This window comes from Cupriavidus sp. 86D6, from assembly GCF_057815095.1.
This window is the reverse complement of the sequence record NZ_JBYPSB010000002.1, coordinates 436,894-452,428: the sequence shown is the minus strand read 5'-3', so window position 1 is coordinate 452,428 and position 15,535 is coordinate 436,894. Positions and strand designations below refer to the sequence as shown.

Sequence of the window (15,535 nt, the reverse complement as noted above, 5' to 3'; positions counted from 1 at the left end):
TCTCCTGCGGTGTTGCCGGGTCTTATTTTTGTGAAGCCCGCATTTTATGCGATCCGCTTCATACCTCAAACGAGATTTTTCCGATGCCTTTATGCGCTCACGTCATATAGGGCGTCATTTTGGGCCGAATAAAGCATATTCAGGCTTCCATTAGCACCTTGAGATGGGCGAAGACACTACGCGCGAGCGCGCTGAGGTTATAGCCGCCCTCCAGACAACTGACGATGCGGCCCTGCGCGTGGGTCTTGGCCACCTGCACCAGTTGCTCGGTGATCCAGGTGTAGTCCTGCTCGACCAGCCCCATCTGGCCCAGGTCGTCCTCGCGGTGCGCGTCGAAGCCCGCCGAGATGAAAATCATCTCTGGCTTGAACTCGTTCAGACGCGGCAGCCAGATGGTTTCCACCACCTCGCGCACGGCCATGCCGTTGGTGTACGCCGGCAGCGGAATATTCGACATGTTCGCCGCCAGGTGCTCGGTGCCGCTGTACGGATAGAACGGATGCTGGAAGAAGCTGCACATCATGACCTGCGGGTCGTCGCGGAAGGCCGCTTCGGTGCCGTTGCCGTGATGTACGTCAAAATCGACAACCGCCACGCGCTGCAGGCCGTGGGCCGCGATGGCGTGCCTGGCCGCAATGGCCACGTTGTTGAAGAAACAGAAACCCATCGCATGGTCGGGCTCGGCGTGATGGCCCGGTGGACGCACGCAGCAGAATGCGTTTTCGAGCTGGCCCGCGATCACCGCGTCGGTGGCGGCCACGGCTGCACCGGCCGCATGGGTGGCGGCGGTGAGGGTGTGGCAGTTCATGGACGTGTCGGGGTCGATCGGGTAGTAGCCGGTCGATGGACTGTTGGCGCTCAGGCTGGCAACGTAGTCGTGCCGATGCACGCGCTCGATCTGCTCGTCGGTGGCGGCCGGGGCATCGCGCCGGTCGAGCAGGCCGTCCATCCCGTGCGAAATCAGATGGTCTTCGATGGCCTGCAGGCGTTCCGGGCATTCGGGATGGAAAAACCCCATCTCGTGCTGCAGGAACGACGGATGCGTGTAATAACCCGTTGGCATTTTGGATTGTGGGTCAAGTTTGTCTCCAGCCATTACGTTAGCACAGGACGTACCCGGACTCGGCGACGCCCGAACTTCGTAACCAATCCCCCCGGAACGGGGCGTCGCGTGTATCGCATCCGCTATACTCGGTGCGACTTGCAAAGGACATCATGACCGACCAACAGCGTTCCTTGCGCCGCCCGCTATTGGGCGCCGCACTCACCGCTGCCGCATTGGGCCTGTGCGGCGTTTCTCCAGGACTCCTGGCCGCCGGCCGACGCGTAAGTGTCCGGGAAGAGGAAATCGAACCGGGCCGCTACCGGAATCATCCGAAGACGCAGGCATTCATCGACGAGATGGTGGCGCGCAATGGCTTTCAGCGGGCCGAACTGGAATCGTATTTCAGCCAGGCCGTGTATTCGGCCACGGTCTCGCGGCTGATCATGCCGCCGACCACGCCGGGCAAGAAGAGCTGGCGTGCGTACCGGTCGCGCTTTATCGAGCCGATCCGCATCAATGCCGGTGTCCGCTTCTGGCAACAGAACCGCGAGGCGCTGCGCCGCGCGGAGGCCGAGTTCGGCGTGCCGGCATCGGTCATCGTCGGCATCATTGGCGTGGAAACGATCTACGGCCGCGACATGGGCACATTCCGCGTGCTCGACTCGCTGTCCACCCTGGCGTTCGACTACCCCGACACGCCGAATCGCGACGCCCGCACGACGCTGTTCCGCAACCAGCTTGCCGATTACCTGGTCTGGTGCCGCGACACCAGGACCGACGTGTACTCGGTCCTGGGCTCCTACGCCGGTGCCGTGGGCATCCCGCAATTCATGCCGACCAGCCTGCGCGAATACGCCATCGACTACGACGGCGACGGCCATGTCGATCTGCGCAACAGCCCCACCGACGCCATCGGCAGCGTTGGCCGATTCCTGCAACTGCATGGCTGGGAACAGGGCCGGCCCGTGGTCTGGCGGATCGCCGGCGACGCCGGCAGCCTTGGCGTGGCCACGGCCGCGGCCGACGGCGAACCCTGGCCGACGCGCACGCTGAACCAGCTGACCAAGGCCGGGCTGCGCGTGGACGAACCGATCGACGTGCAGCGCGAAGGCGAAACAGGGGTGCTGGTCGTCGATTTGCCGACGCCGGACCAGCCGACCGAGTACATGATCGGCCTGCGCAACTTTTATGTCCTGACGCGCTACAACCGCAGCTTCTTCTATGCGCTGGCGGTGTATCAGCTGGGCGAAGCCGTCAAGGCCGCCATGGGTTGAGCGCCAAGGCCCCTGTCAGGCAAAAAGCCCCGCGGCGATGCCGGCGGGGCTTTTTGTTGGGTGGCGAGTCCCTGGGGTCAGGCGCTGGATTCAGGCCGGGAAGACCCCGGTCGACAGGTAGCGGTCGCCACGATCGCACACCACGAAGACGATCGTCGCATTCTCCACTTCCTCGGCAATGCGCAGCGCCACGCACAGGGCGCCAGCGGCCGAGATTCCACAGAAAATGCCTTCCTCGCGGGCCATCCGGCGTGCCATGTGTTCCGCATCGGCCTGCGTGACAGGCTCCTGGCGATCAATGAACTTCGGATCGTAGATCTTCGGCAGATACGCTTCGGGCCACTTGCGTATCCCCGGAATGCGCGACCCTTCAGCGGGCTGGGCACCGATGATCTGGATGGCGGGGTTCTTTTCCTTGAGGAAGCGCGAAACACCGGTGATGGTGCCGGTCGTGCCCATGGCCGAGACGAAGTGGGTAATACGGCCCTCGGTGTCCTGCCAGAGCTCCGGTCCCGTGGACTCGTAGTGTGCCAGCGGATTGTCCGGGTTGGCGAACTGGTCCAGGATCACGCCCTTGCCCTCGCGCTCCATGGCATCGGCCAGGTCGCGCGCATACTCCATGCCGCCCTTGACCGGGGTCAGGATGATTTCCGCGCCATAGGCCGCCATGCTCTGGCGACGCTCCAGGCTCAGGTCCTCGGGCATGATCAGCACCATGCGATAGCCGCGGATGGCGGCTGCCATGGCCAGTGCGATGCCCGTGTTACCCGACGTGGCTTCGATCAGCGTGTCGCCAGGCTTGATGCGGCCACGCTCTTCTGCGCGGCGGATCATCGACAGCGCGGGGCGGTCCTTGACCGAGCCGGCCGGGTTGTTGCCCTCGAGCTTGCCAAGGATCACGTTGCCGCGCGCTTCGATGGCAGCGCCGGGAATACGCTGCAGTCGTACCAGCGGCGTGTTGCCAATGGTGTCTTCAATCGTTTTGTAGGCCATGGTGCGGGGAGGTCGGTTTTCGTCGGCCATTGTAATGCACCAACCTTACCCGCACCGGCGGCCGGGCCATTCCGCCCCGTGCCGGCGCGCGCCGGTTCAGTGCGTCAGACCCTGGTCTTCCGGATGACGGCTGCCCAGCAGGTGGTACAGCAGGATCGCGCCGAACGTGGCCGTCCCGATGCCGCCCAGCGTCATGCCGCCGAATTTCAGCGTCAGGTCGCCAGCGGCCACGGTCAGCGTCGCACCGACCGTGATCAGGTTGCGCGAGCTGGAAAAATCCACGTGGTTCTGCACCCAGATGCGCCCCGCCGTGGCCGAGATCAGGCCGAACACGACGATGGTCAGCCCCCCGATGACCGGACCGGGAATCGTCAGGATCAGCGCGCCGAACTTGGGCGAGAAACCGAGCAGGATCGCCACCGCCGCGGCCACCACGAAGATCAGCGTCGAGTAGATGCGCGTGACAGCCATCACGCCCATGTTTTCGGCGTACGTGGTCACGCCGGTGCCGCCGCCGGATGCCGACAGCATCGTGGCCACGCCATCGCCGATGAATGCGCGGCCGATGTACGGATCGAGATTGCGACCCGTCATCACGCCAATGGCCTTGATATGGCCCAGGTTCTCGGCCACCAGCACGATGGCCACCGGCGCGATCAGCAGCATCGCGTTGGCCTGGAAGACCGGCGTGGTGAACGCCGGCATGCCGAACCAGCTGGCTGCGGCCACGCCGGAAAAGTCGATGGGGTGGCCCAGGCCCATCAGGTTGGTCGCCACGAAATACGCGAGGTAGCCCGCCAGGCCGCCAAGCAGGACCGGCAGGCGCCCCAGCATGCCCGGCGCCCGTACCGCGATCAGCCCCACGGCCAGCACCGTCAGCAGGCCCACCCAGGTATCGAGCGCCGCCCCGCTGACCGCCTTGACGGCCACCGGCGCCAGGTTCAGGCCGATGGCAGCGACGATGGCACCCGTCACCACCGGCGGCATCAGTTTTTCCACCCACGCATAGCCCACGGTCTGCACGATCAGTCCGATGATGGTGTACACGGCGCCCGCGGCGATGATGCCACCAAGGGCGACCGGGATATTCGCGTTCGGGCCGCTACCGCTGTAGCCGGTCGCCGCGATCACCACCGCGATGAACGCGAAGCTCGATCCCAGGTAGCTGGGCACGCGGCCGCGCACGCACAGGAAGAACAGCAAGGTGCCGATGCCGGAGAACAGGATCGCGATATTGGGAGGAAAGCCCATCAGGATCGGGGCAATCGCCGTGGAGCCGAACATCGCCACCACGTGCTGAATGCCCGCCAGAATCGTCTGACCTGCCGGCAGGCGTTCGTCGGGAGCGATCACCCCCTCGGTCTTGAGCCGCCATTTCGGCAGGAAACTCCCGTCGTCAATGCTGTCCTGGCCATTCGCCATGTTGTTCTCTCCCTGTCAGCGGCACGGCTGCGTTGCCGGTTGAATGATCGGTATGGAATCTCGGGTTGCGGGCCGGCGCCAGGCGTCGGGCCGCAACGGCGATGCGCATGATACCCCGCACCCCCGGTGGTGCAAATCGGGGCTGCGGCGCGCATGCCACGCCAGCGAAGCACAACGCATACCAGCCCCGGGCTGTTGACCCGGGGCGCGAGCGCCGGCCTCAGCGCGCTGGCGTGGTCTTCGGCGCGGCCTGCGGCGACGGCTTCGGCGCGGGCTTGCCATCCTTGCGGGCGCCCGCCGTGTTAGCGGACGGCTTGCCGAACGTCAGGCCCGCTTCCTGGAGATTGGCCGCCGATTTCGCCCCTACTCCCGGCACGCGGTCTGCAAGGTCAGCCGCGTCCTGGAACGCCCCGTTCTTGTCGCGCTCCGCCAGAATCCGCTTGGCCGTTGCCGGGCCAATGCCCTTGATCGTGGTCAGCGCCACCTCGTCGGCGCTATTCACGTCGACCTCGGCGTGCGCCGGCCCCATGCCAGCCATGGCCAGCGTGAACGCAAGGGCCAGGCTGGCGCGCCGCCACGCGCGGTGCGCGCTTCGGGATGTGCTGGTCAGAAAGTTGCCGGTCCGGGCCGCCGGCGCATTTGCCTGGGCAGCGTCGTACGTCTTGTGCATCGATGAAACTCCTTTCCTTTCGGGTTGCTGTCCGCCGCCGGATGGCAACGGAAGCGGTCAGGATAGGAGTCCGATCGGACGTCAGAAATGGCTGGACACATGAGTTCACAATATCCGCGCGTTTGTGTGTCCAAGCGCAATATTGGTGATGTACTGCCGGACTTCTACGAGTCCGGCCAGGTTGGACCGTGGCGCGGGCGCGACACGGCCATGCGCGGCCGCGCGCTTCAGCTACGGTCGAGCAACCACTTGCAGTAGCGGCTCACGCCTTCCTGCACCGTCAGGAACGGCGCCTCGTAGCCGGCCGAGCGCAGGCGCGAGACGTCGGACTGCGTGAAGCACTGGTACTTGCCGCGCAATGCATCGGGAAACTTCACGTATTCGACCAGCCCTTCCTGCACCATGTCTTCCAGCGACAGGGGTGGCTTGTCCTCGGACTCGCGCAATGCATTCACCACCGACACCGCAATATCGTTAAACGGCTGCGAGCGGCCGGTGCCAAGGTTGAAGATGCCGGACTTTTCCGGATGATCGAGGAAGTACAGGTTGACCTTGACCACGTCTTCCACCGACACGAAGTCGCGGCTTTGCGTGCCCGGCGCGTAGCCGTTGTACTCGCCGAACAGCTTGACCGAGCCTTCGGCGCGGAACTGGTTGAAATGGTGGAACGCCACCGACGCCATGCGGCCCTTGTGGAATTCGCGCGGGCCGTAGACGTTGAAGTAGCGGAAGCCGACGATCTGGGAATGCGCGGACGGCAGCCGGCGGCGCACCACCTGGTCGAACAGGAATTTCGAATAGCCGTAGACGTTCAACGGTTTTTCGTACTCGCGATCCTCGCGGAACATCGTAGAAGCGCCATAAGTGGCGGCCGACGACGCATAGAGGAACTGGGTGCCCTGCTCCAGGCAGGCTTCCATCAGCGCCAGCGTGTAGCGGTAGTTGTTCTCCATCATGTAGCGGCCGTCCGTTTCCATGGTGTCGGAGCAGGCGCCCTCATGGAATACCGCGCGCACATGGCCGAAATCGCCGCGCTTGAAACGCTCGACGAACTCGGCCTTGTCCAGGTAGTCGGCAATCTCGCAGTCCACGAGATTGTTGAATTTCTCGGCTCGCGTCAGGTTGTCGACGGCGACGATATGCGATTCGCCGCGTTCGTTCAGGCCCTTGACGATGTTGCTGCCGATAAAGCCGGCAGCGCCGGTCACGATGATGGTCATGGCGGATTCAGGCTGGCAGGCGCGCCTCAGGCAGCGCCAAACAATTCGGGATAAGTGACAACAGCGGTACCCAGCTTGCCGACGACGATGCTGCCGGCGCGGTTGGCATGCTGCACGGCTTCCTTGAGCGGCACACCGGCGCCCAGCATGGTGGCCAGCGTGGCAATTACCGTGTCGCCGGCCCCCGATACATCATAGACTTCGCGCGCCTGGGCCGAGACATGCAGCACTTCGGCCTCGGTATAGAGCGTCATGCCCTCTTCCGAGCGCGTCAGCAGCAACGCTTCGAGCTGAAGCGCGCGGCGCAGGTTCTGGGCGCGGATGGTCAGGTCGGCCTCGGTCTTCCAGGCACCGACCACGGCGCGCATTTCGGCGCGGTTCGGCGTGATCAGCGTGGCGCCGCGGTAGCGCGAGTAATCGTCGCCCTTGGGGTCGATCAGCACGGTGCGGCCGGCCGCGCGGCCCGCGTCGACCATGCGGCCGACATGGGTCAGGCCGCCCTTGCCGTAGTCCGACAGCACCAGCACCTGGTAGTCGTTGACCAGGGTCTGGTAGCGGTCCTGTACCGAAGCCAGCACTTCGCTGGCCGGCGCGTTCTCGAAATCCACCCGCAACAGCTGCTGCTGGTGTGCCACCACACGCAGCTTGATGGTGGTGTTCAGGCTGGCGTCGCGATGCAGGTACGGCTGGACGTGGCTCTCGTTGAGCAGCGCCTCCAGCGTGCGGCCGGGCTCGTCGTCGCCCACCACGCCGAGCATGCCCACGCGGGCGCCCAGCGCGGCGGCGTTGCGGGCCACGTTGGCGGCGCCGCCCAGGCGCTCGTCGCTGCGCTTGATCTGCACCACGGGCACGGGCGCTTCCGGCGAGATGCGCTCCACATCGCCGAACCAGTAGCGGTCCAGCATCATGTCGCCCACCACCAGCACCTGAGACTGGCGGATCTGGTCCTGCGGAATCGTGTTCTTGCTCATGAACTTCCCTTTGCGACGCGCCGTGCCGGGACGGTGCGGCGGGTCGGTCTGGTTACGCGGTTGAAACGAATCAGTGCGCGGCGGTGGAGCGCCCGATCGCGTGATATTCGATGCCGGCCTGCGCCATGGCATCCGGTTCATAGAGGTTACGGCCGTCGATGATGACCGGCGTCCTGAGCAACGCGCGGATCTGCGTGAAATCGGGGCTGCGGAACACTTTCCACTCCGTCACGATCACCAGCGCATCGGCGTCCTTCAGCACGTCCATCTGGGCGTCGCAGAATTGCACGCGATCCATGCCGCCGGGGATGTCGGCCAGGTCGGTCTCCAGCACGCGGCGGGCCTCGTGCATCGCCACGGGGTCGTGCACGCGCAGCGACGCGCCGCGCGATACCAGTTCACGGGCCAGCACGCGGGCCGGCGCCTCGCGCATGTCGTCGGTATTGGGCTTGAATGCCAGGCCCCAGATGCCGAAAGTCTTGCCGCTCAGATCCTCACCAAAGCGATTGACCACCTTGCGGCCCAGCACCTGCTTCTGTGCATCGTTGACGGCCTCCACGGCCTCCAGCACCCGCATCGGCTTGCCGTAGGCGCTGGCCGTGCGCATCAACGCCTGCACGTCCTTGGGAAAGCAGGAGCCACCGTAGCCGGCGCCCGCGTACAGGAAGCTGTAGCCAATGCGAGGGTCCGAGCCGATGCCCATCCGCACCAGTTCGATGTCGGCGCCCACTTCGTCGGCCAGGTTGGCCAGTTCGTTCATGAACGAGATACGCGTGGCCAGCATCGAATTGGCCGCGTACTTCGTGAACTCGGCCGAGCGCACGTCCATGTAGAACGTGCGCTCGTGGTTGCGGTTGAACGGCGAGTACAGCTGACGCATGATGGCCTGCGCGTGGCGGCCGGCGACGTCGGGCGCGCAGCCCAGCACGATGCGGTCCGGACGCATGAAGTCTTCCACGGCCGCGCCTTCCTTCAGGAACTCGGGGTTGGATACCACCGAGTACTGCAGGTCTTCCAGCCCGCGCGCCGTCAGTTCCTCGCGGATCACGGCGGCCACGCGGTCGCCGGTGCCCACGGGCACGGTCGACTTGTCCACCACCACCTTGAAACCGGTCATATGGCGGCCGATGTTGCGCGCGGCGGCCAGCACGTACTGCAGGTCGGCCGAGCCGTCCTCGTCGGGCGGGGTGCCCACGGCGATGAACTGGACGTCGGCATGTTCGACGCTGGCGGCGACATCGGTGGAAAACGTCAGCCGGCCCGCCGCGCGATTGCGGTCGATCAGTTCCTTCAGGCCCGGTTCGTAGATGGGCACGCCACCGGCGTTCAGCAGGGCGATCTTCTTTTCGTCGACATCGAGGCAGAACACGGAATTGCCGAGTTCGGCCAGACAGGCACCGGTCACCAGGCCAACATAGCCGCTGCCGATAATCGTAACTTTCATTGCGGAAGCTCCAGGGAATTCAGGGTCGCTTGAGATGGATTAGCCAAGCGCTTCGGAGCGGCGCGGCGCATAGGTCTCCCAGCGGTTGCAGCCGGGGCACTGCCAGTAGAAGAGCCGGGCGCGGAAGCCGCATTCGCGGCAGGTATAGCGCGCCAGGTTACGGGTGCGAAGTTGCAGCAGATCGCGGATCGCCTCGATTTCCTTCGTCTGGTCGTCCGGATCGGTGTCTGCATCCGCGCCATCGGCCGGCGCCGCGCCATCGGCACCGACAGGCTGCTGCGCCTTGGTCTCGGCCGCCTGCGCCTCGAAATACCGGGTCAGGGCCAGCAGCGTCGGCTGGCGGCGCAACTGGTCGCGCATCAGCGCGGTGGCGGCCACCGGGCCGTTCGCTTCGAGTTCGGTGCGATAGGCGGTATCGAGCAATTCCGGCGCCAGCTTGGTCTTGAGCAGGTCGCGCAGCCACTGCAGGGCCTTGCCCTGCTCGCCCAGCGTCGCGTAGGCCTTGACCACCCGGTCAGCCACCAGCGGCAGATAGGCCGCATCCTGGCTTTCGATGCCGAGCCAGTGCTCCAGCGCGCCGGTCTGGTCGCCGGCCGCGGCGGCCACATCGCCCAGCAGGATCGGCGCACGTACGTTGGCCGGGTTTTCCTCGCGGGCACGACGCAGCCATTCGACGGCTTCCTCGGGCTTCTTCTTCTGCAGCGCGTCCTGCGCCAGTTCACAGCAGAACTGAGCAATCTGCACGCGGTAGTCCTTCTGGTCCAGCGTCTGCAGTTCGCGTGCGGCGTCGATGGCCTTGGACCATTCCTTCTCGACTTCGTACAGTTCCAGCAGCACGCGCTTGGCCGATGCCGCGTATGGGCCCGACATCAGCCGGCGCAGCGACTCCTCGGCACGGTCCAGCAGGCCGGCACGCAGGAAGTCCTGCCCCAGTTCATAGAGTGCGTGCTCACGTTCGGGCTCGGGGAGGTCTGGCCGGGTGGCCAGGTTCTGATGCACGCGGATCGCGCGTTCGGTCTCGCCGCGTCGGCGGAACAGCGCGCCCAGCGCAAAGTGCAGCTCGGTGGTCTCGGGGTCGAGACGCGCCACCTCGACAAAGGCGTCGATGGCCTTGTCGGGTTGCTCGTTGAGCAGGAAATTAAGGCCCTTGAAATACGAACGCGGCAACGCGCCCTGTTCGCTCATCAGCTGGCGCAGGTCGAAGCGCGCAGCCATCCAGCCAAGGCCAAATACAAGTGGCAGCGCCAGCAGCCACCAGGTTTCAAACATCATGGGTCAGACTTTCGGACCGACTACGTTATAAGGTACGCCCGGCTTGGCCTCGGGCGGCACGACATCCACCGCCGGCGTGGCCCGCACCGCGCCCAGGGCACGACGCAGGCGCGACGCTTCCATGCGCTGGCGCATCAGCCCCGGCGCCACGGCAGCCAAGGCAGCCACGATGCCCAGCCCGAACGCGGCCAGCAGGATCAGGATCAGCGGGGCATGCCAGACCGCCCCGAAGAACAGCTGCAGGTCGGCATCGCCGGTATTGCGCAGTGCCAGCACGAACAGCAGCACGAACAGGACGATGCGGAAGATCCAGGTGATGAGTTTCATGCGGTGAATGCCATCGGATCAGGGGTGCACAACCGGTCACACAGCAGCGATCCGGCGCACCCGGCCAAGGATTCCCGGCATTGTAGCGGAATCACTTCTCGCAAACGGTAACGATTGGTCGCTTGGGCGCGCCGCCCACCGCGGGAGGCGGCCGTCATCCGCGCGCAAACAAAAACGCCCCCGAAGGGGCGTTTTTGCACAAACTTGCCAGTATGGCGAGCATGCATCAGGAACGGACCAGATTGAGCTGATTGTCCTCGTGCAGGCCGGCCGGAGCCGGTTGCGACGGGGCCAGCGACTGCCCTGCCTTGCCGTGCGGCGCCTGACCGTTGACGGTCGCGACGCCACCCTGTGGCGATACAGGGCGGTCTACCCGCTCCCGCAACTCCTTGCCCGCCTTGAAATGCGGCACCCGTTTTTCGGGCACCAGCACACGTTCGCCGGACTTGGGGTTGCGGCCCACGCGAGGCGGCCGCCGGTTCAGACCAAAGCTGCCGAAGCCACGGATCTCGATGCGATGGCCATCGGCCAGGGCTTCGGACATCGCGTCGAGTATCGTTTTTACCGAGATGTCCGCATCCCGCAGCAGCAACTGCGGAAAACGGGCAGCCAGTTTTTCGACGAGCTCGGACTTGGTCATGGGCGGTCTCGCTTCGCGCGGCGCTCTAAATTACTGGTTTTCCTGGCCCAGCTTGGCCTTCAGCAGCGCGCCCAGGTTGGTCGTGCCAGCCGTGCCGGTGTCAGCCTGGAACTTCTGCATCGCTTCCTGCTGCTCTGCGCTGTCCTTGGCCTTGATCGACAGGTTGATGTTGCGCGACTTGCGGTCGACGTTCACCACCAGGGCGGTGATCTGCTCGCCTTCCTTCAGCACGTTGCGGGCATCTTCCACGCGGTCAGCGGAGATTTCCGATGCGCGCAGGTAGCCTTCGACGTCGTCAGCCAGTTGCACCACGGCGCCCTTGGCATCCACAGCCTTGATCGTGCCGTTGACGAGCGAACCCTTGTCGTTGGCCGAGATGAAGTTGTTGAACGGATCGCCCGACAGCTGCTTGATACCCAGCGAGATGCGTTCCTTGTCGACGTCGATGCCCAGGACGACAGCTTCCACTTCGTCGCCCTTCTTGTACTTGCGCACGGCTTCTTCGCCCGACTCTTGCCACGACAGGTCCGACAGGTGCACCAGGCCGTCGATGCCGCCCGGCAGACCGATGAACACGCCGAAGTCGGTGATCGACTTGATCTGGCCCGTCAGCTTGTCGCCCTTCTTGTGGTTGCGGCTGAAATCGTCCCACGGATTGGCCTTGCACTGCTTCATGCCCAGGCTGATACGACGCTTGTCTTCGTCGATATCCAGAACCATGACTTCGACTTCGTCGCCCAGCTGGACAACCTTCGACGGGGCCACGTTCTTGTTGGTCCAGTCCATTTCCGACACGTGGACCAGGCCTTCGATACCGGCTTCGATTTCCACGAATGCGCCGTAGTCGGTCAGGTTCGTCACCTTGCCGAACAGACGCGTGCCTTGCGGGTAGCGGCGCGAGATGCCCACCCACGGATCTTCGCCCAGTTGCTTCACGCCCAGCGAGACGCGGTTCTTTTCCTGGTCGAACTTGAGGATCTTGGCGGTGATTTCCTGGCCAACCGACAGCACTTCGCTCGGGTGACGCACACGACGCCATGCCAGGTCGGTGATGTGCAGCAGGCCGTCGATACCACCCAGGTCCACGAACGCGCCGTAGTCGGTGATGTTCTTGACGATACCGTTGACGATCGCGCCTTCCTTCAGCGTTTCCATCAGCTTCTGACGCTCTTCGCCCAGCGTGGCTTCCACCACGGCGCGGCGCGACAGCACGACGTTGTTACGCTTGCGGTCGAGCTTGATGACCTTGAATTCGAGGGTCTTGCCTTCGTACGGCGTGGTGTCCTTGATCGGACGCACGTCGACGAGCGAACCGGGCAGGAAGGCACGGATGCCATTGACCATGACAGTCAGGCCGCCCTTGACCTTGCCGGTCACGGTACCCGAGATGATCTCGCCGTCTTCCAGCGCCTTCTCGAGGTTCAGCCACGATGCCAGGCGCTTGGCCTTGTCGCGGGACAGGATGGTGTCGCCATAGCCGTTCTCGAGCGCATCGATGGCCACGGAGACATAGTCGCCGGCCTGCACTTCGAGCTCGCCCTGGTCGTTCAGGAACTCCTCCACCGGCACAAATGCTTCGGACTTGAGGCCGGCGTTGACGACCACGAAATTGTGGTCGATGCGCACGACTTCAGCGGAAATCACTTCGCCAGCTTTCATATTGGAGCGGGCGATCGATTCCTCGAACAGTGCGGCAAAGGATTCGTTAGTTTGCAGGTCGGACATAAACGTAAAGTAGCAATCCGCAGTACGTAGGCCGGCACGCGTATCGTGCACAGTCTGCCTTACGCAGCGGGGTCAGGTTGAACAACCTGTACCGGACGGGTTGGGTTCCGATACAGGCCCGGTTCGGCGCCTCATGGTTTTACTCACCGCACCGCGGCGAACCACTCCAGCACCTGCGCCACCGCCTCGTCCACCGTCATTTCGGAGGTGTCCAGGCGTTGCGCGTCTTCCGCGGGACGCAACGGTGCGGCGGCACGGGAACGGTCCCGCGCGTCGCGCGCCTCGAGGTCACGCAAAAGGTCTTCGATATTAGCAGAAATTCCCTTATCAATCAATTGTTTATAGCGCCTGCGGGCGCGCGCCTCGACACTCGCCGTCAGGAACACCTTGAGGCGGGCCTCCGGGAAGATCACCGTGCCCATGTCGCGGCCGTCCGCCACGAGGCCAGGCAGCTTGCGAAAGCCGCGCTGAAGTGCGGTCAACGCATCACGCACGGGCTGATGGACGGCCAGCGCCGACGCCCGGTTGCCGATCGCCTCCTGGCGAATCAACTGGCTGACCTCTTCGCCTTCGAGCCAGACCCGGTCCGGGCCGAACTTCACATCGAGGCGCAAGGCGATCTTTGCAAGGGTATCGACGTCGCCGATGTCCACGTCGGCACGGTCGCTGGCCAGCGCCACCAGCCGATACAGCGCGCCGCTGTCCAGCAAATGGAAGCTCAGGGCATCTGCCACCTTGTGGGCCACCGTTCCCTTGCCGGAAGCGGTTGGTCCATCTATGGTGATGACGTCAATGATAGTCATTCTTAATTGGTTAGCTTGAAACTATTGATTTTCGACTTTGATTGAGAGTCGTTATCATTTGATCCATGGTTGCGCGGCTGCAGCGTTCCCGTTCCCCACAAAAGGCGCTGCGCGACCATCCCGACATTTTTCGAGCGAGCAATCCACCATGGCCAAAACCCTGACCTTCGGCATCATGCACCTGGGCATCGCCTTCAGCGTGACCTACGCGCTGACCGGCAGCCTGGCCATCAGCGGCGCCATCACCTTCATCGAACCGGCCGTCAACACGGTAGCCCACTATTTCTTCGACAAGTACTGGGAGCGCCGTGAACGTCGCGGAAATCCCGCAACGGCCGAAGCCAGCCATGAAGCGCCGGCGGCGCCCCACCTGGCCGCCGCCTGAACACTGCTATTGAACCGGAGTGGCCGCTTACCGCGCCACCCCGGCAAACACCGAGAAATACTCCGGGAACGTCTTCGCCACGCAGCCCGGATCGTTGATCCGCACCGGCAGCGGCCCAAAAGCGGCCAACGAGAAACACATGGCCATCCGGTGATCATCATAGGTGCCAATGCCTTCGGCCGGGGTCTGCCACGCGTTTGATGCCGGAGGCGTCACTTTGAGGTAGTCGGCGCCTTCTTCCACCGTGGCGCCCAGTTTGCGCAGCTCCGCCGCCATGGCGGTAATACGATCGGTTTCCTTGACGCGCCAGCTGGCGATATTGGTCAGCGTGGTCGTGCCTTCGGCGAACAGTGCCGCCACGGCCAGCGTCATCGCGGCGTCGGGAATATGGTTGCAGTCGAGTTCGATGCCATTGAGCCGGCCGTCGTCGCGCTCGGTGCCGCGAACCTCGATCCAGTTGTCGCCGGCCATCACGTTGGCGCCCATCCGGTTCAGCGCATCGGCAAAGCGCACATCGCCCTGGATGCTCGACAAACCCACGCCTTCGACCCGCACCGGACCGCCGCCAATCGCACCGGCAGCCAGGAAATACGATGCGGTCGAGGCATCCCCCTCGACGTAGATCTCGCCCGGCGAGCGGTACTGGGCGCCGGCCGGCAGGATGAATCGTTCCCAGCCCTGCCGCTCGACCACGATGCCGAAGCGCGCCAGCAGGTTCAGCGTGATCTCGATGTACGGCTTCGAGATCAGCTCACCCACCACTTCGATCTCGATCCGCCCGGACGGCGCCGACGCCATCGGCAGCGTCATCAGCAGCGCGGTCAGGAACTGGCTCGACACATCGCCACGCACGCGGATCGGCGTTTCGATGCGGATCTGCGCGGGCTTGATCTCCAGCGGCGGATAGCCGGGTGTGCCCAGGTATTCGATCGCGGCGCCAACCTGCCGCAGGCCGTCCACCAGATCGCCGATCGGCCGCTCGTGCATGCGCGCCACGCCGCTGAGCTTGTAGGCGCCGCCCTGCAGCGCCAGCGCCGCTGTCAGCGGACGAATCGCCGTACCGGCATTGCCCATGAACAGGTCGGCGGCCTTGTTCGGAAAATGGCCACCCACGCCGGTCACGATGCAGTCGCCGCCTTCACGGCGCCAGGTCACGCCCAGCACCTTCAGTGCTTCGAGCATGACCTGGGTGTCGTCGGAATCGAGCAGATCGCGAACGCGTGTCTCGCCGGTTGCCAGTGCGGACAGCAGCAGCACGCGGTTGGAGATGCTCTTCGAGCCGGGCAGGCGCACGGTGCCCGATGCGCGGGTCAGCGGGCCGAGGGTCAGATGTTCCATGGTCTT

15 protein-coding genes are annotated in these 15,535 nt (G+C 64.6%); 2 read left to right on the top strand and 13 right to left on the bottom strand.

Annotation, left to right across the window (positions count from 1 at the left end; all coding sequences use genetic code 11):
- Positions 1-139: 139 nt before the first annotated feature.
- Positions 140-1,063, bottom strand: coding sequence for a histone deacetylase family protein (locus tag AC3G88_RS07100; protein ID WP_400393256.1), 924 nt, complete (start codon positions 1,061-1,063; stop codon positions 140-142).
- A 152-nt stretch (positions 1,064-1,215) separates the two neighbouring features.
- On the opposite strand from AC3G88_RS07100, the gene mltB reads away from it, so the two are divergent.
- Positions 1,216-2,319: a lytic murein transglycosylase B gene (gene mltB / locus AC3G88_RS07095; protein WP_153947444.1), complete on the top strand. Its 1,104-nt coding sequence runs from the start codon at positions 1,216-1,218 to the stop codon at positions 2,317-2,319.
- A 90-nt stretch (positions 2,320-2,409) separates the two neighbouring features.
- On the opposite strand, the gene cysM is transcribed toward mltB, so the two are convergent.
- From cysM to cmk, 11 genes are all read right to left on the bottom strand, one after another.
- The gene (gene cysM / locus AC3G88_RS07090) at positions 2,410-3,312 is read right to left on the bottom strand and encodes a cysteine synthase CysM (protein ID WP_092594854.1); all 903 of its coding nucleotides are present in this window, start codon (positions 3,310-3,312) and stop codon (positions 2,410-2,412) included.
- Positions 3,313-3,408: 96 nt separating this feature from the next.
- The gene (locus AC3G88_RS07085) at positions 3,409-4,734 is read right to left on the bottom strand and encodes a solute carrier family 23 protein (RefSeq protein WP_488771106.1); all 1,326 of its coding nucleotides are present in this window, start codon (positions 4,732-4,734) and stop codon (positions 3,409-3,411) included.
- 220 nt (positions 4,735-4,954) lie between these two features.
- The gene (locus AC3G88_RS07080) at positions 4,955-5,404 is read right to left on the bottom strand and encodes a ComEA family DNA-binding protein (protein ID WP_488771105.1); all 450 of its coding nucleotides are present in this window, start codon (positions 5,402-5,404) and stop codon (positions 4,955-4,957) included.
- Between the two features lie 227 nt (positions 5,405-5,631).
- On the bottom strand, positions 5,632-6,624 hold the full coding sequence (gene rfaD, locus AC3G88_RS07075) for an ADP-glyceromanno-heptose 6-epimerase (RefSeq protein ID WP_153947441.1): 993 nt from the start codon (positions 6,622-6,624) through the stop codon (positions 5,632-5,634).
- A 26-nt stretch (positions 6,625-6,650) separates the two neighbouring features.
- A complete protein-coding gene (gene rfaE1, locus AC3G88_RS07070; RefSeq protein ID WP_400391713.1) occupies positions 6,651-7,595 on the bottom strand; it encodes a D-glycero-beta-D-manno-heptose-7-phosphate kinase in 945 nt (314 codons plus the stop codon).
- Between the two features lie 70 nt (positions 7,596-7,665).
- Positions 7,666-9,039 carry a UDP-glucose dehydrogenase family protein gene (locus AC3G88_RS07065; RefSeq protein WP_488771104.1) on the bottom strand — a complete coding sequence of 458 codons (1,374 nt, stop codon included), beginning with the start codon at positions 9,037-9,039 and terminating at the stop codon, positions 7,666-7,668.
- Between the two features lie 39 nt (positions 9,040-9,078).
- A complete protein-coding gene (gene lapB, locus AC3G88_RS07060) occupies positions 9,079-10,311 on the bottom strand; it encodes a lipopolysaccharide assembly protein LapB (protein ID WP_488771103.1) in 1,233 nt (410 codons plus the stop codon).
- A gap of 3 nt (positions 10,312-10,314) precedes the next feature.
- The gene (locus AC3G88_RS07055) at positions 10,315-10,638 is read right to left on the bottom strand and encodes a LapA family protein (RefSeq protein WP_153946793.1); all 324 of its coding nucleotides are present in this window, start codon (positions 10,636-10,638) and stop codon (positions 10,315-10,317) included.
- 226 nt (positions 10,639-10,864) lie between these two features.
- Positions 10,865-11,278, bottom strand: a complete 414-nt coding sequence (locus tag AC3G88_RS07050) for an integration host factor subunit beta (protein ID WP_092594867.1) — start codon at positions 11,276-11,278, stop codon at positions 10,865-10,867.
- A gap of 30 nt (positions 11,279-11,308) precedes the next feature.
- On the bottom strand, positions 11,309-13,003 hold the full coding sequence (gene rpsA / locus AC3G88_RS07045) for a 30S ribosomal protein S1 (protein ID WP_092594869.1): 1,695 nt from the start codon (positions 13,001-13,003) through the stop codon (positions 11,309-11,311).
- Between the two features lie 143 nt (positions 13,004-13,146).
- Entirely contained in the window at positions 13,147-13,806 is a 660-nt protein-coding gene (cmk, locus tag AC3G88_RS07040; protein WP_400391700.1) for a (d)CMP kinase, read from the bottom strand.
- Positions 13,807-13,954: 148 nt separating this feature from the next.
- Between cmk and AC3G88_RS07035 the strand changes: the two genes are divergently transcribed.
- On the top strand, positions 13,955-14,191 hold the full coding sequence (locus tag AC3G88_RS07035) for a DUF2061 domain-containing protein (protein WP_488771102.1): 237 nt from the start codon (positions 13,955-13,957) through the stop codon (positions 14,189-14,191).
- 27 nt (positions 14,192-14,218) lie between these two features.
- On the opposite strand, the gene aroA is transcribed toward AC3G88_RS07035, so the two are convergent.
- Positions 14,219-15,529: a 3-phosphoshikimate 1-carboxyvinyltransferase gene (gene aroA, locus AC3G88_RS07030; RefSeq protein ID WP_488771101.1), complete on the bottom strand. Its 1,311-nt coding sequence runs from the start codon at positions 15,527-15,529 to the stop codon at positions 14,219-14,221.
- Between the last annotated feature and the right edge of the window lie 6 nt (positions 15,530-15,535).